The 15,493-nt window shown below is 37.6% G+C and carries 12 protein-coding genes, 1 pseudogene and 1 riboswitch; of the genes and pseudogenes, 10 read left to right on the top strand and 3 right to left on the bottom strand.

The window, feature by feature from the left end:
* Window positions 1-68 precede the first annotated feature (68 nt).
* Both D1B32_RS07295 and D1B32_RS07290 read left to right on the top strand, forming a co-directional pair.
* Entirely contained in the window at window positions 69-1,277 is a 1,209-nt protein-coding gene (locus D1B32_RS07295; protein WP_118888998.1) for an NAD(P)/FAD-dependent oxidoreductase, read from the top strand.
* 769 nt (window positions 1,278-2,046) lie between these two features.
* Window positions 2,047-2,919 (top strand): VanW family protein, encoded by an 873-nt coding sequence (locus tag D1B32_RS07290; RefSeq protein WP_240033751.1) that lies wholly within the window; start codon window positions 2,047-2,049, stop codon window positions 2,917-2,919.
* Window positions 2,920-3,011: 92 nt separating this feature from the next.
* On the opposite strand, the gene D1B32_RS07285 is transcribed toward D1B32_RS07290, so the two are convergent.
* Entirely contained in the window at window positions 3,012-3,548 is a 537-nt protein-coding gene (locus tag D1B32_RS07285; RefSeq protein WP_118888997.1) for a YceI family protein, read from the bottom strand.
* Between the two features lie 308 nt (window positions 3,549-3,856).
* On the opposite strand from D1B32_RS07285, the gene D1B32_RS07280 reads away from it, so the two are divergent.
* The 3 genes from D1B32_RS07280 to D1B32_RS24000 all read left to right on the top strand — a co-directional run bounded on the left by D1B32_RS07280 (window position 3,857) and on the right by D1B32_RS24000 (window position 6,983).
* On the top strand, window positions 3,857-5,638 hold the full coding sequence (locus D1B32_RS07280) for a M3 family oligoendopeptidase (protein WP_118888996.1): 1,782 nt from the start codon (window positions 3,857-3,859) through the stop codon (window positions 5,636-5,638).
* 71 nt (window positions 5,639-5,709) lie between these two features.
* Window positions 5,710-5,813: riboswitch (TPP riboswitch) on the top strand.
* Between the two features lie 384 nt (window positions 5,814-6,197).
* Window positions 6,198-6,767: an energy-coupled thiamine transporter ThiT gene (gene thiT / locus D1B32_RS07275; RefSeq protein ID WP_095308377.1), complete on the top strand. Its 570-nt coding sequence runs from the start codon at window positions 6,198-6,200 to the stop codon at window positions 6,765-6,767.
* 75 nt (window positions 6,768-6,842) lie between these two features.
* Window positions 6,843-6,983, top strand: a complete 141-nt coding sequence (locus tag D1B32_RS24000; protein WP_168927286.1) for a hypothetical protein — start codon at window positions 6,843-6,845, stop codon at window positions 6,981-6,983.
* Window positions 6,984-7,081: 98 nt separating this feature from the next.
* On the opposite strand, the gene D1B32_RS07270 is transcribed toward D1B32_RS24000, so the two are convergent.
* Window positions 7,082-7,432, bottom strand: coding sequence for a YflT domain-containing protein (locus D1B32_RS07270; RefSeq protein WP_118888995.1), 351 nt, complete (start codon window positions 7,430-7,432; stop codon window positions 7,082-7,084).
* A 134-nt stretch (window positions 7,433-7,566) separates the two neighbouring features.
* On the opposite strand from D1B32_RS07270, the gene D1B32_RS07265 reads away from it, so the two are divergent.
* The 5 genes from D1B32_RS07265 (at window position 7,567) to D1B32_RS07245 (ending at window position 13,607) form a co-directional block, all read left to right on the top strand.
* A complete protein-coding gene (locus D1B32_RS07265; protein WP_095308379.1) occupies window positions 7,567-8,988 on the top strand; it encodes a hypothetical protein in 1,422 nt (473 codons plus the stop codon).
* A 107-nt stretch (window positions 8,989-9,095) separates the two neighbouring features.
* Window positions 9,096-10,475, top strand: coding sequence for a Glu/Leu/Phe/Val family dehydrogenase (locus tag D1B32_RS07260; protein ID WP_095308381.1), 1,380 nt, complete (start codon window positions 9,096-9,098; stop codon window positions 10,473-10,475).
* Window positions 10,476-10,590: 115 nt separating this feature from the next.
* Window positions 10,591-12,324 (top strand): carbon starvation CstA family protein, encoded by a 1,734-nt coding sequence (locus tag D1B32_RS07255; protein WP_118888994.1) that lies wholly within the window; start codon window positions 10,591-10,593, stop codon window positions 12,322-12,324.
* Window positions 12,325-12,390: 66 nt separating this feature from the next.
* A complete protein-coding gene (locus D1B32_RS07250) occupies window positions 12,391-12,648 on the top strand; it encodes a cory-CC-star protein (protein ID WP_118888993.1) in 258 nt (85 codons plus the stop codon).
* A gap of 23 nt (window positions 12,649-12,671) precedes the next feature.
* On the top strand, window positions 12,672-13,607 hold the full coding sequence (locus D1B32_RS07245) for an ArsA family ATPase (RefSeq protein ID WP_095308384.1): 936 nt from the start codon (window positions 12,672-12,674) through the stop codon (window positions 13,605-13,607).
* A gap of 176 nt (window positions 13,608-13,783) precedes the next feature.
* Here D1B32_RS07245 and D1B32_RS07240 read toward each other — a convergent pair.
* Window positions 13,784-15,238, bottom strand: a pseudogene (locus D1B32_RS07240) (DHA2 family efflux MFS transporter permease subunit).
* Window positions 15,239-15,493 lie beyond the last annotated feature (255 nt).

The raw sequence follows: 15,493 nt of genomic DNA, 5'->3' as shown, positions 1-15,493 counted from the left end.
TTGGAAGCGCTTGTGCCGCTTGTGTTTTATGAATAATTTTAAGGAAAGTAGAAGGGTGGAAAAGATGAATGAGTAAACCAAAAATCGTTGTACTTGGAGCTGGATATGCCGGTCTCGTTGCAACAAGACGTCTATCCCAAAAACTATCCGCAGAAGAAGCGGAGATAGTATTAATTAACAAACATAATTATCATTATGAAAGTACATGGCTTCATGAAGTTGCTGCAGGTACAATTAATCCAAACCAAGCACGCTTTATGCTGACTGATGTAGTAAATCCGAAAAAAGTTCGTTTAATTTACGATACTGTACAAGAAGTAAAGAAAGACGAAAAGCGTGTTGTATTGGAAAACAGTGAAGTTTCTTACGACTACTTAATTGTTGCACTTGGATTTGTTTCAAATACGTTTGGTATTCCAGGAATGGAAGAACATGCATATGCAATTGAAGATATTGATTCAAGTCGTCTAATTGCAGAGCATATTGAATATCAATTTGCTAAATATGCAACGAATGAAAATGCTAGTGAGGATAGCCTGACAATTTTAGTTGGTGGTGGCGGATTCACTGGAATTGAATTCGTTGGTGAATTAGCTGAAAAAGTACCACAGCTATGCAAAAAATATGATATTGATCGTAGTAAAGCTCGCATCATCAATGTAGAAGCAGCTCCATCTATTCTTCCTGTCTTTGACGAAGATCTTGTTACATATGCGAAAAAGTCGCTTGAAGATCGCGGTGTAGAATTTAGAATTGGTGCTCCAATTAAAGAATGTACAGAAGAAGGATTCATCGTTGGTGATGATAAAGAATTAATTAAAGCTGGAACTGTTGTGTGGACAGGCGGTGTCACTGGAAATCCTGTACTTGCAAAATCAGGTTTCGAAGTATTTAAAGGTAAAGTAAACGTTGATGCTGATTTAAGAGTTCCGGGTGTTGAGGACATCTTTATTCTGGGTGACTGCTCATGGACAATGGATAAAGAATCAGGTAGACCATACCCACCAACAGGTCAGTTAGCTACACAAGAAGGGGCAACGGCAGCTGATAATATTATTGCTTTATTACGTAACGAGCCATTGAAGGATTTTGTATTTTCTAATAAAGGTACAGTAGCATCTCTAGGTATTAGCGATGGTATCGGAAATATTCTTGATGGCACAAAATTAAGAGGTAAAGCAGCAGCAGCAATGAAAAAAGTTGTTGATGACCGTTCACTTTACATGGTAGGTGGACCAAAAACAGTTCTGAAAAAAGGTAAATTCCGTCTATTCTAGTGTGTGTTCAAAAAAGAGGCTGAAAAGGACCGAGAAGTTCGAGGCGGCGGAGTTTTGAGTACCGAACTGCCACAGGATGTGGTGACTTCGATGTTCGACACAGGACGTGTCGGTTTTTATTTAGTCGAAGTTCCTTTATTCTCGATGTGTCATTTACACCGGACTTTTTTAACATCCTCTTCTAAGCAATTTTATCAAAATAAGCACTAAATCTGGGAGGTAGTTTCAATGAAAAAGCCATTATGCGGGTTATTGCTTGTGTTGCTATCCATTGTCGGATATCGAATTGCGAGTGATTATTTAGAAGATAATCGAGACTTTAGATAAGCGATAAAGACCATCCAAACTCTAGTTTGGATGGTCTTTCTTTATGAAATCTATACAAGATAGAAACTTCGTACTAACTCCTCAGTTTCTATCTTCTATTAACTTCAATAATCGCCGTCTGGGATCGCTACGGGCGAATTTTCCCTGACAGTAGGTCACCTTGAACTCATCTCTGGCAAATAGAAAAAGAATAAGAAGAATCAACCAAGGGAAGGCTTATCAAGCAGATTAGAAAAAATAGTGAAAAATCTACTGAGATGGAAGTCAAGTTGACAACTCCATGCTTTGGAAATTAAGTTGACAGTGCATTCCCCCTTAATGGCACATTATGACGCACTTTCTTTCAAATGTAATGATTAGCAAGTTTCTTCTCAAAAATTCAATGTCTCCCACAGGAATGAATTCATTCGTTTGATTCATACTAACGGTGGGAGGTGTTGTTTTGCGCTTGTTTTTATGTGCTTTGTTATTACTAGTAGGTACTCCGCTTTATGTCCAAGCCAGCCCTATTCAACTGAAAAACAAGGTGATTACCTTAAAAAAAGTAGAAATTGAACAGTATGGATTAGATGTAATTGATGCTTCTTTTATAGACAATAATAAATTACACAAACTTATGGATAGTCTGGAAAGTGAAGTTTACCAAGAGCCTCAGGACGCCTTTTTTAAAAAAGATGGAAGAATTATTGCTGAAAAGCTGGGAGCGGCTTTAGACAGAGATAAATTCGAGTATTTATTTAGGGAATTATATTATAGTGATAAAAATGGAAAGCTTCATGTACCTGTATATCCAGTTTATCCTAAGGTTGACTCTGGTTTACTTAAGGAAATAAGCACAAAAGCACTTGGAAGTTATTCAACCTACTATAATCAACGTAATTCTGAGCGAACCGATAATATTGCTCTCGCTGCCGAAGCAATCAATAATACGGTTATTTTTCCTAGAGAGACATTTTCGTTTAACGAAGTAGTCGGAGAAAGAACTGTTGAAAGAGGCTATAAGAAAGCTCCCGTGATTGTAAAAGGCGAGTTGGCGGAAGATATTGGTGGCGGTATTTGTCAAGTATCATCAACGCTCTTTAATGCAGTGGATCTAAAAGGGATTCAAATTGTAGAAAGATATGCACATAGCAGACGTGTTCCATATGTACCGCTGGGAAGAGATGCAACTGTTAGTTGGTGGGGGCCAGATTTTGTGTTTAAAAATTTATATAATGAACCAGTCTTAATTCGAGCTAGTTCACAAAATGGAAGAATGCTTGTTACAATTTACTCCTCAGATACCGTAGAATATTTTAACGGAAATGCAGAATAATCTGTAAGCATTTGCTTTTTAGAGGCTAGGTTGAATATAGGTTAAAGTGAAAAGCACAAGTAACTTATGCAAGTCACTTGTGCTTTATGTGATTATCCTTGTTTGTGAAGTTCAAGTTCGAAGTGGATTTTAACATCTTCGCCAACGAGTACACCACCAGTTTCAACTGCTGCGTTCCACGTTAAACCAAATTCTTTACGGTTAATTGTTGTTGTACCACTGAAACCAGCTACAGTTGCTCCGCCCATTGGATCTTTACTTTGTCCTTCAAACGTTACGTCAAGTGTAGCAGGCTTTGTAGTTCCGCGAATTGTTAATTCACCAACAACATCATATTGATTAGAAGCTGTTTTCTTAATGTCTGTTGCAACAAATGTCATGTTCGGATGGTTCTCAGCATCAAAGAAATCTGCTGAACGTAAATGATTGTCACGATCCTCATTTCGTGTGTTAATACTATTTGTATCAATTGTTACTTCAATTTTTGCGTCTGTCATATCTTCAACATCTGCTTCAATTACTGCATCAAATTTATCAAACGTTCCTTTTGCTTTCGAAATCATCATATGCTTTACTGAGAAACCAACCTCACTATGAACTTGGTCAACGGTCCAAACTGTTTTTGCCATATTAAACTACCTCCATTTATTATAATTACTTTCTGTTACTAAGTATATATTCATAATCAACTGATGTCAACTGGTTTTAATTAAAAATAAATTAATTAAAACTAAATTAACATTTCATTATGGTATATTCCCGGAAGAACTGAAGGTAAAACATGCTTCATTCATTTTTTAGTTTTAAAGCACTTGATTTTCAGTGGGGTAAAAAAATAAGTATATAAATTTTTTCCAATTCCGTGATTATCATCTGAAATTTCGTTATAATATGAAGATAGGGTAAAAGATAAATTATCAAATTAAGGGGAGATTTCATGCAGTTGACTTTAAATCCAAGATGGGACTTGGATACACTATTTCCGGGTGGAAGCGAATCAGAACAATTTCAAGCGTACGTTGATAATATAAAAGATGAAATGAAGGGGCTTTCAGTGATGGTGGAGCAATTTAATCCACAGGAGGAAGGCTATGAATCTGAATTTGTGCAGATTATACATAAATTAGAAACGACAGTCAAAAAACTTCGTGAGGCCTCTGCTTTTGTAAGCTGTCTCAGCGCACAAAACGTAAAGGATGAGAAAGCCGATATATTAGTTGGGCAGCGAAGTGTTTTATCAGCGGAGATGGGGTCTATTACAACAAAATTAGATCAAAAGTTAATTATAATTCCAGATTCGAGTTGGGAAGCCTTATTGCAACTCCCTGAATTAGTGGATATTGCATTTGTTTTAGATGAAAACAGAACAGAAGCAAAAGAAAAACTTCCTGAAGAACAAGAAGTACTAATCAATGATTTAGCGGTAGATGGCTATCATGCTTGGAATCAAATGTATGGAGCAATCGTAGGAAACATGACCGTGGAAATTGAAGAGAAAGGAGAACACAAGAGCTATTCTGTAGGTCAAGCGTCCAATAAACTAACAAGTCCTGATCGTAAGGTACGTAAACATGTTTTCGATCAGCTGAGTAATGCTTGGGAAGAACAATCTGCATTATTTAGTCAGACTTTAAATCATTTAGCCGGCTTTCGTTTGGAAACATACAAACACCGTGGATGGGAACATGTTTTAAAGGAACCGTTAGCAATAAACCGGATGAAAAAAGAAACGTTGGATGCAATGTGGACAGCTATTATAAATAATAAAAAGCATTTTGTAACGTATTTAAATAAAAAAGCAGATTTACTCGGTTTGGAGAAATTAAGTATTTACGATATCAGTGCTCCAGTCAGTACGACGGTAAAAACATCAAGCTATACAGAAGGTGCGAAATTTATTGTTGATCAATTTCAAACGTTCAGCCCGAAGATGGCAGGATTTGCAAAAATGGCATTTGAAGAAAGGTGGATTGAAGCGGAAGATCGTGCAGGTAAACGACCTGGTGGATTTTGTACGAGTTTCCCAGATAGTGAACAGACACGCATATTTATGACGTATTCAGGTACATCATCAAATATTTCTACTCTTGCCCATGAATTAGGTCACGCATACCATCAGCATGTGATGAATGATGTTAATGGTTTAAATCAGCGTTACGCAATGAATGTAGCTGAAACTGCCTCCACTTTTGCGGAAATGATTGTAGCAGATGCTTCTGTAAGAAATGCCCAAACGAAAGAAGAAAAACTCGCGTTACTGGAAGACAAAATTCAACGTAGTGTCGCCTTTTTTATGAATATTCATGCAAGGTTTTTATTTGAAACGCGATTTTATGAAGCGCGTAAGCAAGGGATGGTTTCTTCACAGCGCTTAAATGAATTAATGGTCGAAGCACAAAAGGAAGCTTATTGTAATAGTTTAGAAGAATATGATCCAAACTTTTGGTCCTCTAAACTACATTTTCATATTACAGGTGTTCCGTTTTATAATTTTCCATATACATTTGGCTATTTATTTAGCCTTGGTATTTACGCGTATGCAAAGGAGAAAGGCGGCAGCTTCGAGGATGATTATATTGCCTTACTAAGAGATACTGGTCGAATGACAGTAGAAGAGCTCGCAAAAAAGCATTTAAATGCTGATCTCACGAAACCGGAATTTTGGGAAAGTGCTATTGGATTATGTGTAGAAGATGTAAAGGAGTTTCAACGTTTATAATCGTTTTTGTAATTAATTTGTTCAATTCAAATAAATAAGGTACAATACAGGTAACAAAAAAGTAAATAGAAAAAGCCTGCAGGGGGAGTCGTTTTGACTGAGAGTGAACATTATTGTTCAGACCCTTTGAACCTGTTAGTTAATTCTAGCGTAGGGATGGTAGTCTTTTTGATGGAATAAAAAAAGTAATGTGAGCGAAGCAGACTACTTAATTGTAGTCACCATCAGAAAGCTTCCCTTGACATTACTTTTTTGCGTCTAAAATGCGATAAAGGTATATGTTCAAAAGGAGGATAAAAAGGACCGAGGTCGGCTACAGTTGCAACGCCCTGGGGCTGTGTTTACTCGCCCCACAGAAAAGCTTTGTTGCAACACCGACACTAGCACGTCCTGTGCGTTGAAGTTCGAGGCGGCGTAACTCCCCCGGACCAGGCTTCCACAGGATCTGGTGACTTCTGTGTTGCTCACAGGACGTGGGCGATTTTAGCAGAAGATCCCCTGCGATGCGTCATTTTTACCGGACTTTTTGAACTGCCTCTAAAAGGGAGAGTACTTAACATTGAATTCAAAACGTACGTTATTTTTGGTAGAGGTAGCGATTTTTACTGCTTTAGCACTTCTCTTAGACATCCTTCCAATATCATTTAAAATTTGGGCGCAAGGCGGATCTGTTTCGTTTGCGATGATCCCGGTTTTTATTGTTGCGTTCCGTTGGGGGATTAAAGGGGGATTGCTCTCGGGATTCCTTTGGGGAGTTTTGCAAGTGGCAACAGGAACGGCTTACGTTCTAGAACCATTACAAGGATTTATTGATTATGCAATTGCCTTTACGGTACTTGGCTTTGCTGGTTTGTTTGCTAAGAAAATTCAGGAGGCTGTTAAATCCGGCGAATCGAAGACGTATTTAACCTATATTACGCTTGGTGTTTTCGTTGGCTCTGCATTACGCTTCGTCGCTCATTATGTGGCGGGTATTGTGTTCTTTGGTTCGGCCGTCGAAGGGCAGCCAGCTTGGTTATATTCATTAATTTATAATGCATCTTACATGGTTCCATCTTTTATTATCAGCACTGTAATTGTATTTTTCTTGTTCCACAAGCAGCCAAGAACATTATTAAATGCTGCGTAAAATGTTATACATTCGCTCACATAAGAATAACCTCTTTTAAGAAGAGGTTATTCTTTTTAGGAAGGAGATAAAGTAATGCAAGAGTTAATCGGTATATGTGTGGAATGTTTGGAAGAAATCTATTGTGAGAATGGTTTCTTTGATGGTGTACACAAAGAGGGAAAATTATTTTGTAATGATTGTGCAGATAGGGAGGAAGGGCATGGTATCACATAATAGAAGGAAAATCTCCCAAAAGTCTTAGGGAGAATGGGCAGTTGGGAAATGCCCCATGCTCCTAAGCCTTTGGGAGGTCAGATTTTCTGTATACGTATTTACACGAGCATTTCTTCTACGAAATCATGATTGGTAACGATCAGTAGAATCTTGCCGTCATCTAAATCCTCTTCGTAATTTTCTGCTTCTACAGTAGTGACACCAATCTCCTTCAGCTTCGTACGTAATTCATCACCTTGACTATTAAACATATTCCCTACGGCACTTGAAAAATCCATCTCTTTCATCCCAATTGTATTCGCATCCACACCTTCTGCTAGACGACCAGTTCTTTCATCATCATGTGTAAGAATATAAATATCGTCTCTTGCTACACCTTTTGTTTTTAATTTCGTAATGTCAAGTTTAATTTGTGTTTCATCTACATATTCTTTTACATATGGTTTCATGTATAAATTCCTCCTTTTGAAGTTATATATTATGTACCCGTTGTTTAATTAATAAAACATCCAGTGTTCGAATCTGTCGCATAACGCGATTTTTACGCATAGGTTATAGCACATCCAAAAGGGAGGAATACGTAATGGTTTTAACATTTTCCCATGTGCTTTATGGCTTATTTACACTTATTGTTATCTTAACAATGATATTTCGTAAAGGTGTTGTATTTCCGACACTATTAGGTACCTTTATTATTGGTTGTTTTTACACTGGGAGCATTGTAGATGGACTGACGACAATCTTTCGCGCTAATTTAGTAGCTGCGCAAGAGCTATTCAATATATTTCTAATTATCACCTTTATGCTTGCGTTATTACATGCACTTCGAGATTTAGAAGCAGACAGAAGGATGGTTGAACCGTTCGAGAAAATGATGGTGAATGGTCATGTTTCCTTTTTTGTCCTAGTAGGGGTTACTTATGTTATATCGCTATTCTTCTGGCCCACTCCTGCAGTTCCATTGATTTGCGCGTTGCTCGTTCCAGCTGCGGTACGTTCTGGATTACCAGCAATGACAGCAGCCGTTGCGATTGCTTTAGCGGGGCAAGGGATGGCACTTTCCTCGGATTATATTGTTCAGGTAGCACCTGGACTATCCGCTGCATCTGCTGGTGTTGATATTGCAACAGTTGCTGATAAAGCCATGATTTTATCGCTTGTTACTGGAGGAGTAGCCATTCTGTTTGCATATGCATTGCTGCGGAAAGGAATTCGAAAAAAGGGCGATGCACGAATTGAAAAAGATTTAAAAGGATTACAGTCTTCAACAACTTCAAATCATAAAGCTCAAACAAAACACGTTACATTTTGGAGTAAAACGTTTGCTTTTGTTGTTCCGTTAACATTATTGGCTGTTGTAGGTTTCATGATTTATGAGAAGCTTCTTTCTGGTAGGATGAGTGGTTTAGAAGGAGGGGATGGTGCAGCATTTATTGGGGGAGTAGCAGCTGTTCTATTACTGATTATTACATTTGCATACGGGAGACACCACGCGCTGGATTACATTAGTAATCATATTACAGATGGATTTGTATTTGCATTTAAGGCGATGGGACCTGTGATCCCGATTGCAGGATTCTTCTTTCTGGGAAGCCCTGAATTTTCGGGGAGTATTCTAGGAGTAGAGGAGAATGCGCCAGCACTTTTATTTGATCTTGTTCAGTCAATACAAGATTATCTCCCGCAGAGTGCGTTTCTTGCAGCATTTAGTCTATTAATAATTGGAATCATAACTGGTCTTGATGGATCTGGCTTCTCTGGCTTGCCATTAACAGGGGCATTAGCAGCATCTTTACAAAACAGTGCAATAGATGCATCTACTCTTGCTGCAATCGGACAAATGGGAGCTATTTGGACTGGGGGAGGAACAATTGTAGCTTGGTCTTCCTTAATTGCAATTGCTGGATTTTGTGGGGTATCTGTGATGGACCTCGTACGGAAGAACTTTATTCCAGTAATATGCGGTTTAATTATCGCTACTGTATTTGGAATTTTTCTGCTTTAGGTGCGTTCCGATTTTATAATAGGATATTATTGGTAGAGGAGGAAGCAATCATTTGTTACACTAGAGAAAAGTCGGGAAAGTTAAGTAAAAAGAAAGGGAGTATCGTCATGCCAATCAATACAGTTGATATGATCGAGAAGTCATTGGATACCTTGTTTAATGGAACAGAATTCTTAAATGATATTCAAGACCAGAACAGGGAAAAGACTTTTCGAGCGTTAAGATCAATCTTATCCACTCCGAATCATGTAGCAAAATCCTTTCTTCGGGTTACACTTGAAAATGAAGAGGTAGTTCGAATTCCTGCTTTTCGAGTACAGCATAATAATATATTAGGCCCGTACAAAGGTGGTATTCGTTTTCATGAATCGGTTCATGAAGATGAGGTGATTAATCTTGCTACTCTAATGACGCTAAAGAATGCACTGCACGAAGTCCCTTTTGGTGGAGGCAAGGGTGGTGTTGTGATTGATCCGAGAAAATATAATACACGTGAGTTAAATTTAATATCGCGAAAATATGTACAGTATTTCAGCGATATTATAGGACCGGATAAAGACATTCCAGCACCTGATGTAGGGACGAGTGAACGGGAAATGGATTGGATGATGGGGGAATACAAAAGTATTCATCCAGGTAATAGCTATCGTGGAAGCTTTACTGGTAAAAGTGTTGTCAATGGAGGGTCACTAGGACGCAAAGAGGCGACTGGAAAAGGTGTCTATTACTCGTTTCGTTATTTATTACATGACTTCATCGAAGAGAAGAAAGCGTGGCTAACCGAACGGGAAAACACAGCTGCTAAGAATTTACTCCGTCATCAGGATAAGCGGTTGGAAGTAGCAATACAAGGTTTTGGAAATGTAGGATCAGTTGCAGCGCTAGAAGCACATCAATGCAAATTATTAAATAATAAAGTCATTTCTGTAAGCGATCACAATGTTGCGCTCTATAATAAGGATGGGCTAGATATACCAACACTTGTTAAATATACAACGAAAAACCATGGGGATTTACCGAAAACTACGCATGAATTACAAACAGCAGGCATAAATGCTAGTATACGACCACGTGAAGAATTATTAACATTAGATATAGATGTTCTATTTCTGGCAGCTCTTGAAGATCAGATTCATGAAGGAAATATGGAACAGATAAAAGCAAAAATAATCGTTGAAGCAGCAAATGCACCAATTAACAATGCTGCAGATGATTATTTAAATAAAAATGACGTTATTATAATCCCGGATATTTTAGCAAATGCAGGTGGCGCAATTGTATCCTATTTTGAATGGCTGCAGGGAAGGGAAACGCAATTTTATTCAGAGAAAGAAGTTTATACTAAGTTATATGAAAAAATGAAAGAGACCTTTCATGTTGTATATCCAAATTATTTTTCGGATCAGTTAACATTAAGACAACATTGTTATCGGCATGCCGTGCTGAAATTATCGACTATATTGTATAGGCAGGGAAAACTTTATTGAAGGTTGAAAAGAGAAGGCTATTTCGGTCTTTTCTTTTTTTGCGTAACATGAATATAACATAATCTGATTACATAGCATGTACTGGGTAAGAATAAATAAAAGAGGGGGGAAATAATTGAATGCGATCCTAGTTGCTCTTATTGGCATGGTTATTTTTGCTTTAGGTTATCGCTATTATTCAAAGTTTATTGGAGAAAAGATTTTCAAGTTGGATCCAAACTATGTAACGCCAGCTCACCGGTATAAAGATGGTGTTGACTTTGTCCCGACTAATAAGTTTATCTTATGGGGACATCATTTTACCTCTGTAGCTGGGGCTGCACCAATTGTAGGTCCAGCGATTGCCCTGTATTGGGGATGGTTGCCTGCCTTTTTATGGGTCATTTTAGGAACAGTATTTGCAGCAGGAGTACATGATTTTGGAACATTAGCATTGTCGGTTCGAAATAAAGGGCAATCAGTTGGTACGATTGCTGAAAAGTTAATTGGTAAACGTGGGAAGATTTTATTTCTATTTATTATCTTAACACTTGTTCTGATGGTTAATGCTGTGTTTGCATGGGTAATTGCAAACCTGTTTATTACTTACCCGTCAAGTGTTTTTCCAGTCTTCATTCAAATTCCACTAGCTATTTGGATTGGTTACGCTGTATATAAAAGAAACGCCAAAATGCTTGTGCCATCCTTAATTGCACTTGCTATTATGTATCTAGCCGCCATTTTATCAGCTGATATTGCATTTTTACAAATTGATTTGGTTGCGTATATGGGTGGTGAAGATGGAACAGGATTATTCGGTCTGAGCACCGTTTCAACGGCTTTCTTAATTTGGATTGTGATATTAATGATCTATGTTTATATTGCTTCAACACTCCCAGTGTGGAAATTACTGCAGCCAAGAGATTTTATTAACTCCCATCAGCTTGTTGTTGGTCTTGGTATTTTATATCTCGGTTTATTATTTACAAACCCACAGATTACCGCACCAATAACAAATCCAAATACAGATATATCATGGTTGCCATTATTGTTTATTACAATAGCATGCGGTGCGATATCCGGTTTTCATGGACTTGTATCCTCAGGAACATCATCAAAACAATTAAACAAAGAAACAGACGCCCGTTTCGTTGGGTATTTTGGAGCGGTTGGAGAAGGTATATTGGCATTAATCTCGATTCTTGCTGTTGCAACATTATTTGCTAGTACAGCAGATTTTAATGCTGCTTATGCAAGCTTTACTCAGGCAAATGCTGGGGGCTTAGGCAATTTTGTTGAAGGCGCTGCCGTCTTGGCTGGTGGGTTAGGCATATCAACTAGCATCTCAACGACTATTGTTTCTATCATCGTTGTCAGCTTTGCTGCAACTACATTAGATACAGCAGTACGTTTAATGCGCTACATTATTGCTGAAATTGGTGCAGAATATAAGGTTAATGTCTTAACAAAACCACATGTTGCTACTTCTGTTGCAGTTTTATCAAGTGCAGCATTAGTACTAATACCAGAAGGGCCAAATGGATTTGGTTCGGGTGGATATTTAATCTGGCCATTATTCGGAACAGCTAACCAACTATTAGCCGGTATTAGTTTACTATTAATTTCAATTTGGTTAAAACGACTCGGAAGAAATTACGCTTACACATTAATTCCGATGATATTCCTAATGTTTATGACGCTATATGCACTGTTCCAGCAAGTGCTGTTTGAATGGTCATGGCTTGGCAACAATTCCAATACATTGTTATTTGTATTGGGAGCGATTATTTTCGTCTTTGCAGCTTGGATTGCGCTAACGTCCTTCCAGGCTTTGTCTGGAAAATTTGAGCAATCGATAAAAGATGATTAATAGAATGGGAGCGAAAGGGATCATATTTGGATCCCTTTTCTACATAATTTAAAGTAGGTGAATAGGATGCTAGATAAAGTAAAACAACTCATTGTGTTTTATGAAGAGGTATTAAGCATGCCACATCGACAGGAGATTGCACGCGAGCTAAGAAATGAAGACGATATGTTTTTATTACTGTTATATTCTGAAATGCTTGGCATCCCAAATCCAGTTTATTATTATACGTTAGAATTGTATCCTTATATGACGGAAAATTATCATGAATGGCATTTGCGCATGGGGATGGAAAAGTCCCCGATGGCAGGGTTTCGTTGCTGTTAAAATGCGGGTTAGGAGGGGAAGCGATGTCGATATTAAAGAAAAAAATTCTATTTGTAGGTGGCAAGGGTGGTGTCGGAAAGTCAACAACATCAGCCGCGATTGCCTTGAATTCTGCAAAACAGGGGAATAAAACACTGCTTATATCTACAGATCCAGCACATAACGTCGGAGATATTTTCAGTCAGTCAATTGGCGGAAAAACAAAGCGAGTAGCGGAGAATTTATTTGCACTGGAAATCGATCCAGCAATCGAGACGGAAAAATATATTAAAAGTGTCAAAGAAAATTTGAAAGGTACTGTGCAATCTTCGATGATAGAAGAAGTTAATCGGCAATTGGATACTGCTAAAGCTTCACCAGGTACAGAGGAAGCGGCATTATTTGATAAGTTAATCGCAATTATTTTAGAAGAAAGTGCACGCTTTGATCGGATTATATTTGATACAGCCCCTACTGGTCATACGATTAGGTTGCTTACTTTACCAGAGCTTATGGGAATATGGATAGAAGGTTTATTAAAAAAACGAAAAAAAACAAATGAGCATTACACCCAGCTGTTAAATGATGGTGAACCAATAGAGGATCCAATCTATGAGGTATTAAAGAGACGTCAGGAGCGTTTTTCTAAAGCGAGAAAAATACTACTTGATACAAGGCAAACAGGCTTTATTTTTGTATTAAACCCAGAGAACCTTCCGATTTTAGAAACCAAAAAAGCAATAGAACTCCTTCAAACCTATCAACTGCCTGTAAAAACATTACTCATCAATAAAGTATTGCCGAAAGATGCAGAAGGCAGTTTTTTTAATAAAAGAAAAGAACACGAGCGTAAATATATGAAGATGATTAAAACCACATTTCATGAACAGAAACTTATTTATATACCGTTGTTTTCGGAAGATATAACGAGTAAACATCAATTAGAAGAAGTGGGTAATTATTTAGTGCAAGGGCAATGACCGTTGGTTTGAATAAAGATATAATGGGATTCGAATGAGAGAAAGATAATGATAGTCGATTTAACTATACCTAGAAAAAGCTATCATGGCTAGGGGCAAAAAATGTAGAAAATCAACCTTGATGAAGCTTTATGCAAGAAAAAGTCCCTCATATAAATATGAAGGACTTACATAAACTAGTTACGTACAGGTTCTGTTTTATTTGCGATGATCTGTGATTTCTGTTGTGTTTTGCCCGGTCGTTTAACAAAGAACGAACATAGTAATGCTAAGACTGAAATCCCAGTAATAAAGAAGAACGCATATTTTACACCGGCAGCTAACACTTCTGGTTGAGTTGCATCAGGAAAATCGATAAGATAGCTGGTTTGGCCGCTTGTAAAGACCGTAATTGCAATTGCCGTACCTGCAGCACCAGCAACTTGATTTAACGTATTCATTGCAGCTGATCCATCTGCATATAACTGACGTGGTAATTGGTTTAGGGCATTTGTTTGGGATGGCATCATGACCATTGTTAGACCAAAGAATAGAACCATAAATGCTACAATAACTTGCCAAACTGGAGTTTGACTTGAAAGAACATTTACGAAAATAATGTTACCAATTACCAAAAAAATCGATCCTGTAATAACAAATACACGTGGCCCCCATTTATCAAATAGTGCTCCGACAATTGGTGACAAAATAAAGTTAACTGCATTACCAGGAAGTAATATTAAACCGGCCACAACAGCACTAAATAATAGGGCGCCTTTTAAGTAAAGCGGCAGTAATATTGCTGTTGATAAAATAACTAAAATACCGAGGAACATCATCAATGTTCCTAATGTGAACATTGGGTATTTAAAGACGCGTAAATTAACCATCGGTTGCTCCATCGTCATTTGCCGAACACTAAATAGAAGAAGTGCAAGTATTCCTGCAAGTAGTGTTCCCCATACCTTTGGAGATGAAAATGGCTCTTCAGCCATTGTACTTAAAGCAAAAATAAGTCCTCCAAATCCTGCCGTTGAAAAAAGAATCTAAGCAAAATCGATTTTAGGCTTCGTAATTTCAGATACGTTTGAAATCTTAGCTATTGCATATAACGTTAATAGTACGTATAAAAGTGAACTGATCCAGAAAATATACGGCCAATCTAATGCGCTTATAATCACGCCTGAAAGCGTTGGCCCTAATGCTGGAGCTAATGTAATTACGAGGCCCATCAGTCCCATTACTGTACCACGCTTGTGTACTGGGAAAATGATCAAGAGAACGGTTGTCATGACTGGAAGAATAAGCCCCGTTCCGATTGCTTGGATAATTCGGCCAAGTAATAGAACCATGAAGGTCGGTGATAATGCTGCTAAAATTCCTCCGAATAACGAAATGACTAAACCACCGATAACTAATTGTCTTGTCGTATACCATCTCATTAACAGTGCTGTGATTGGTACGAGAATTGCTAGTACTAATAAGTATCCAGTTGTTAGCCACTGAGCTGTACCAGCAGTAATGGAATACTCCTCCATGATATTTGTTAATGCCATATTTAATGCTGTTTCACCAAACAAACCAAGAAAAGCACCTAACATTAAAATAAATGCCATTGTCTTCGGATTTTTAACTTGAAGTTGCTTATTCATTGTAATCTCCTTTTACCTTATCGGTCATCTTATAAAATAATGTAACGAGATGAATTATTACATGTTTTAAAATATCACTAGAGCTGTTGCTTTTTTAGTGAAAGAGCAATTTAGACTATCAGTGAATTTTACCCCTTCCCGTGGCACACCTCCATAACGCCAATCGGTCTGTTTTTTACATTATCAAAAAAAATTTCTATAAGTCAACATATTTTTACATATGAAATTAATCGATTGTCTCAATTTATACATAAT

Source organism: Oceanobacillus profundus, assembly GCF_003515705.1.
GTDB classification, from domain to species: Bacteria; Bacillota; Bacilli; order Bacillales; family Amphibacillaceae; genus Oceanobacillus; species Oceanobacillus profundus.
Note: the sequence above shows the minus strand (reverse complement) of the source record. Positions and strands in the feature narration are given on the sequence as shown.

Coding starts and splice junctions, on each gene's coding strand:
- D1B32_RS07295 (WP_118888998.1), top strand. CDS start 69: ATGAGTAAACCAAAAATCGTTGTACTTGGAGCTGGATATGCCGGTCTC.
- D1B32_RS07285 (WP_118888997.1), bottom strand. CDS start 3,548: ATGGCAAAAACAGTTTGGACCGTTGACCAAGTTCATAGTGAGGTTGGT.
- D1B32_RS07280 (WP_118888996.1), top strand. CDS start 3,857: ATGCAGTTGACTTTAAATCCAAGATGGGACTTGGATACACTATTTCCG.
- D1B32_RS24000 (WP_168927286.1), top strand. CDS start 6,843: ATGCAAGAGTTAATCGGTATATGTGTGGAATGTTTGGAAGAAATCTAT.
- D1B32_RS07270 (WP_118888995.1), bottom strand. CDS start 7,432: ATGAAACCATATGTAAAAGAATATGTAGATGAAACACAAATTAAACTT.
- D1B32_RS07265 (WP_095308379.1), top strand. CDS start 7,567: ATGGTTTTAACATTTTCCCATGTGCTTTATGGCTTATTTACACTTATT.
- D1B32_RS07260 (WP_095308381.1), top strand. CDS start 9,096: ATGCCAATCAATACAGTTGATATGATCGAGAAGTCATTGGATACCTTG.
- D1B32_RS07250 (WP_118888993.1), top strand. CDS start 12,391: ATGCTAGATAAAGTAAAACAACTCATTGTGTTTTATGAAGAGGTATTA.
- D1B32_RS07245 (WP_095308384.1), top strand. CDS start 12,672: ATGTCGATATTAAAGAAAAAAATTCTATTTGTAGGTGGCAAGGGTGGT.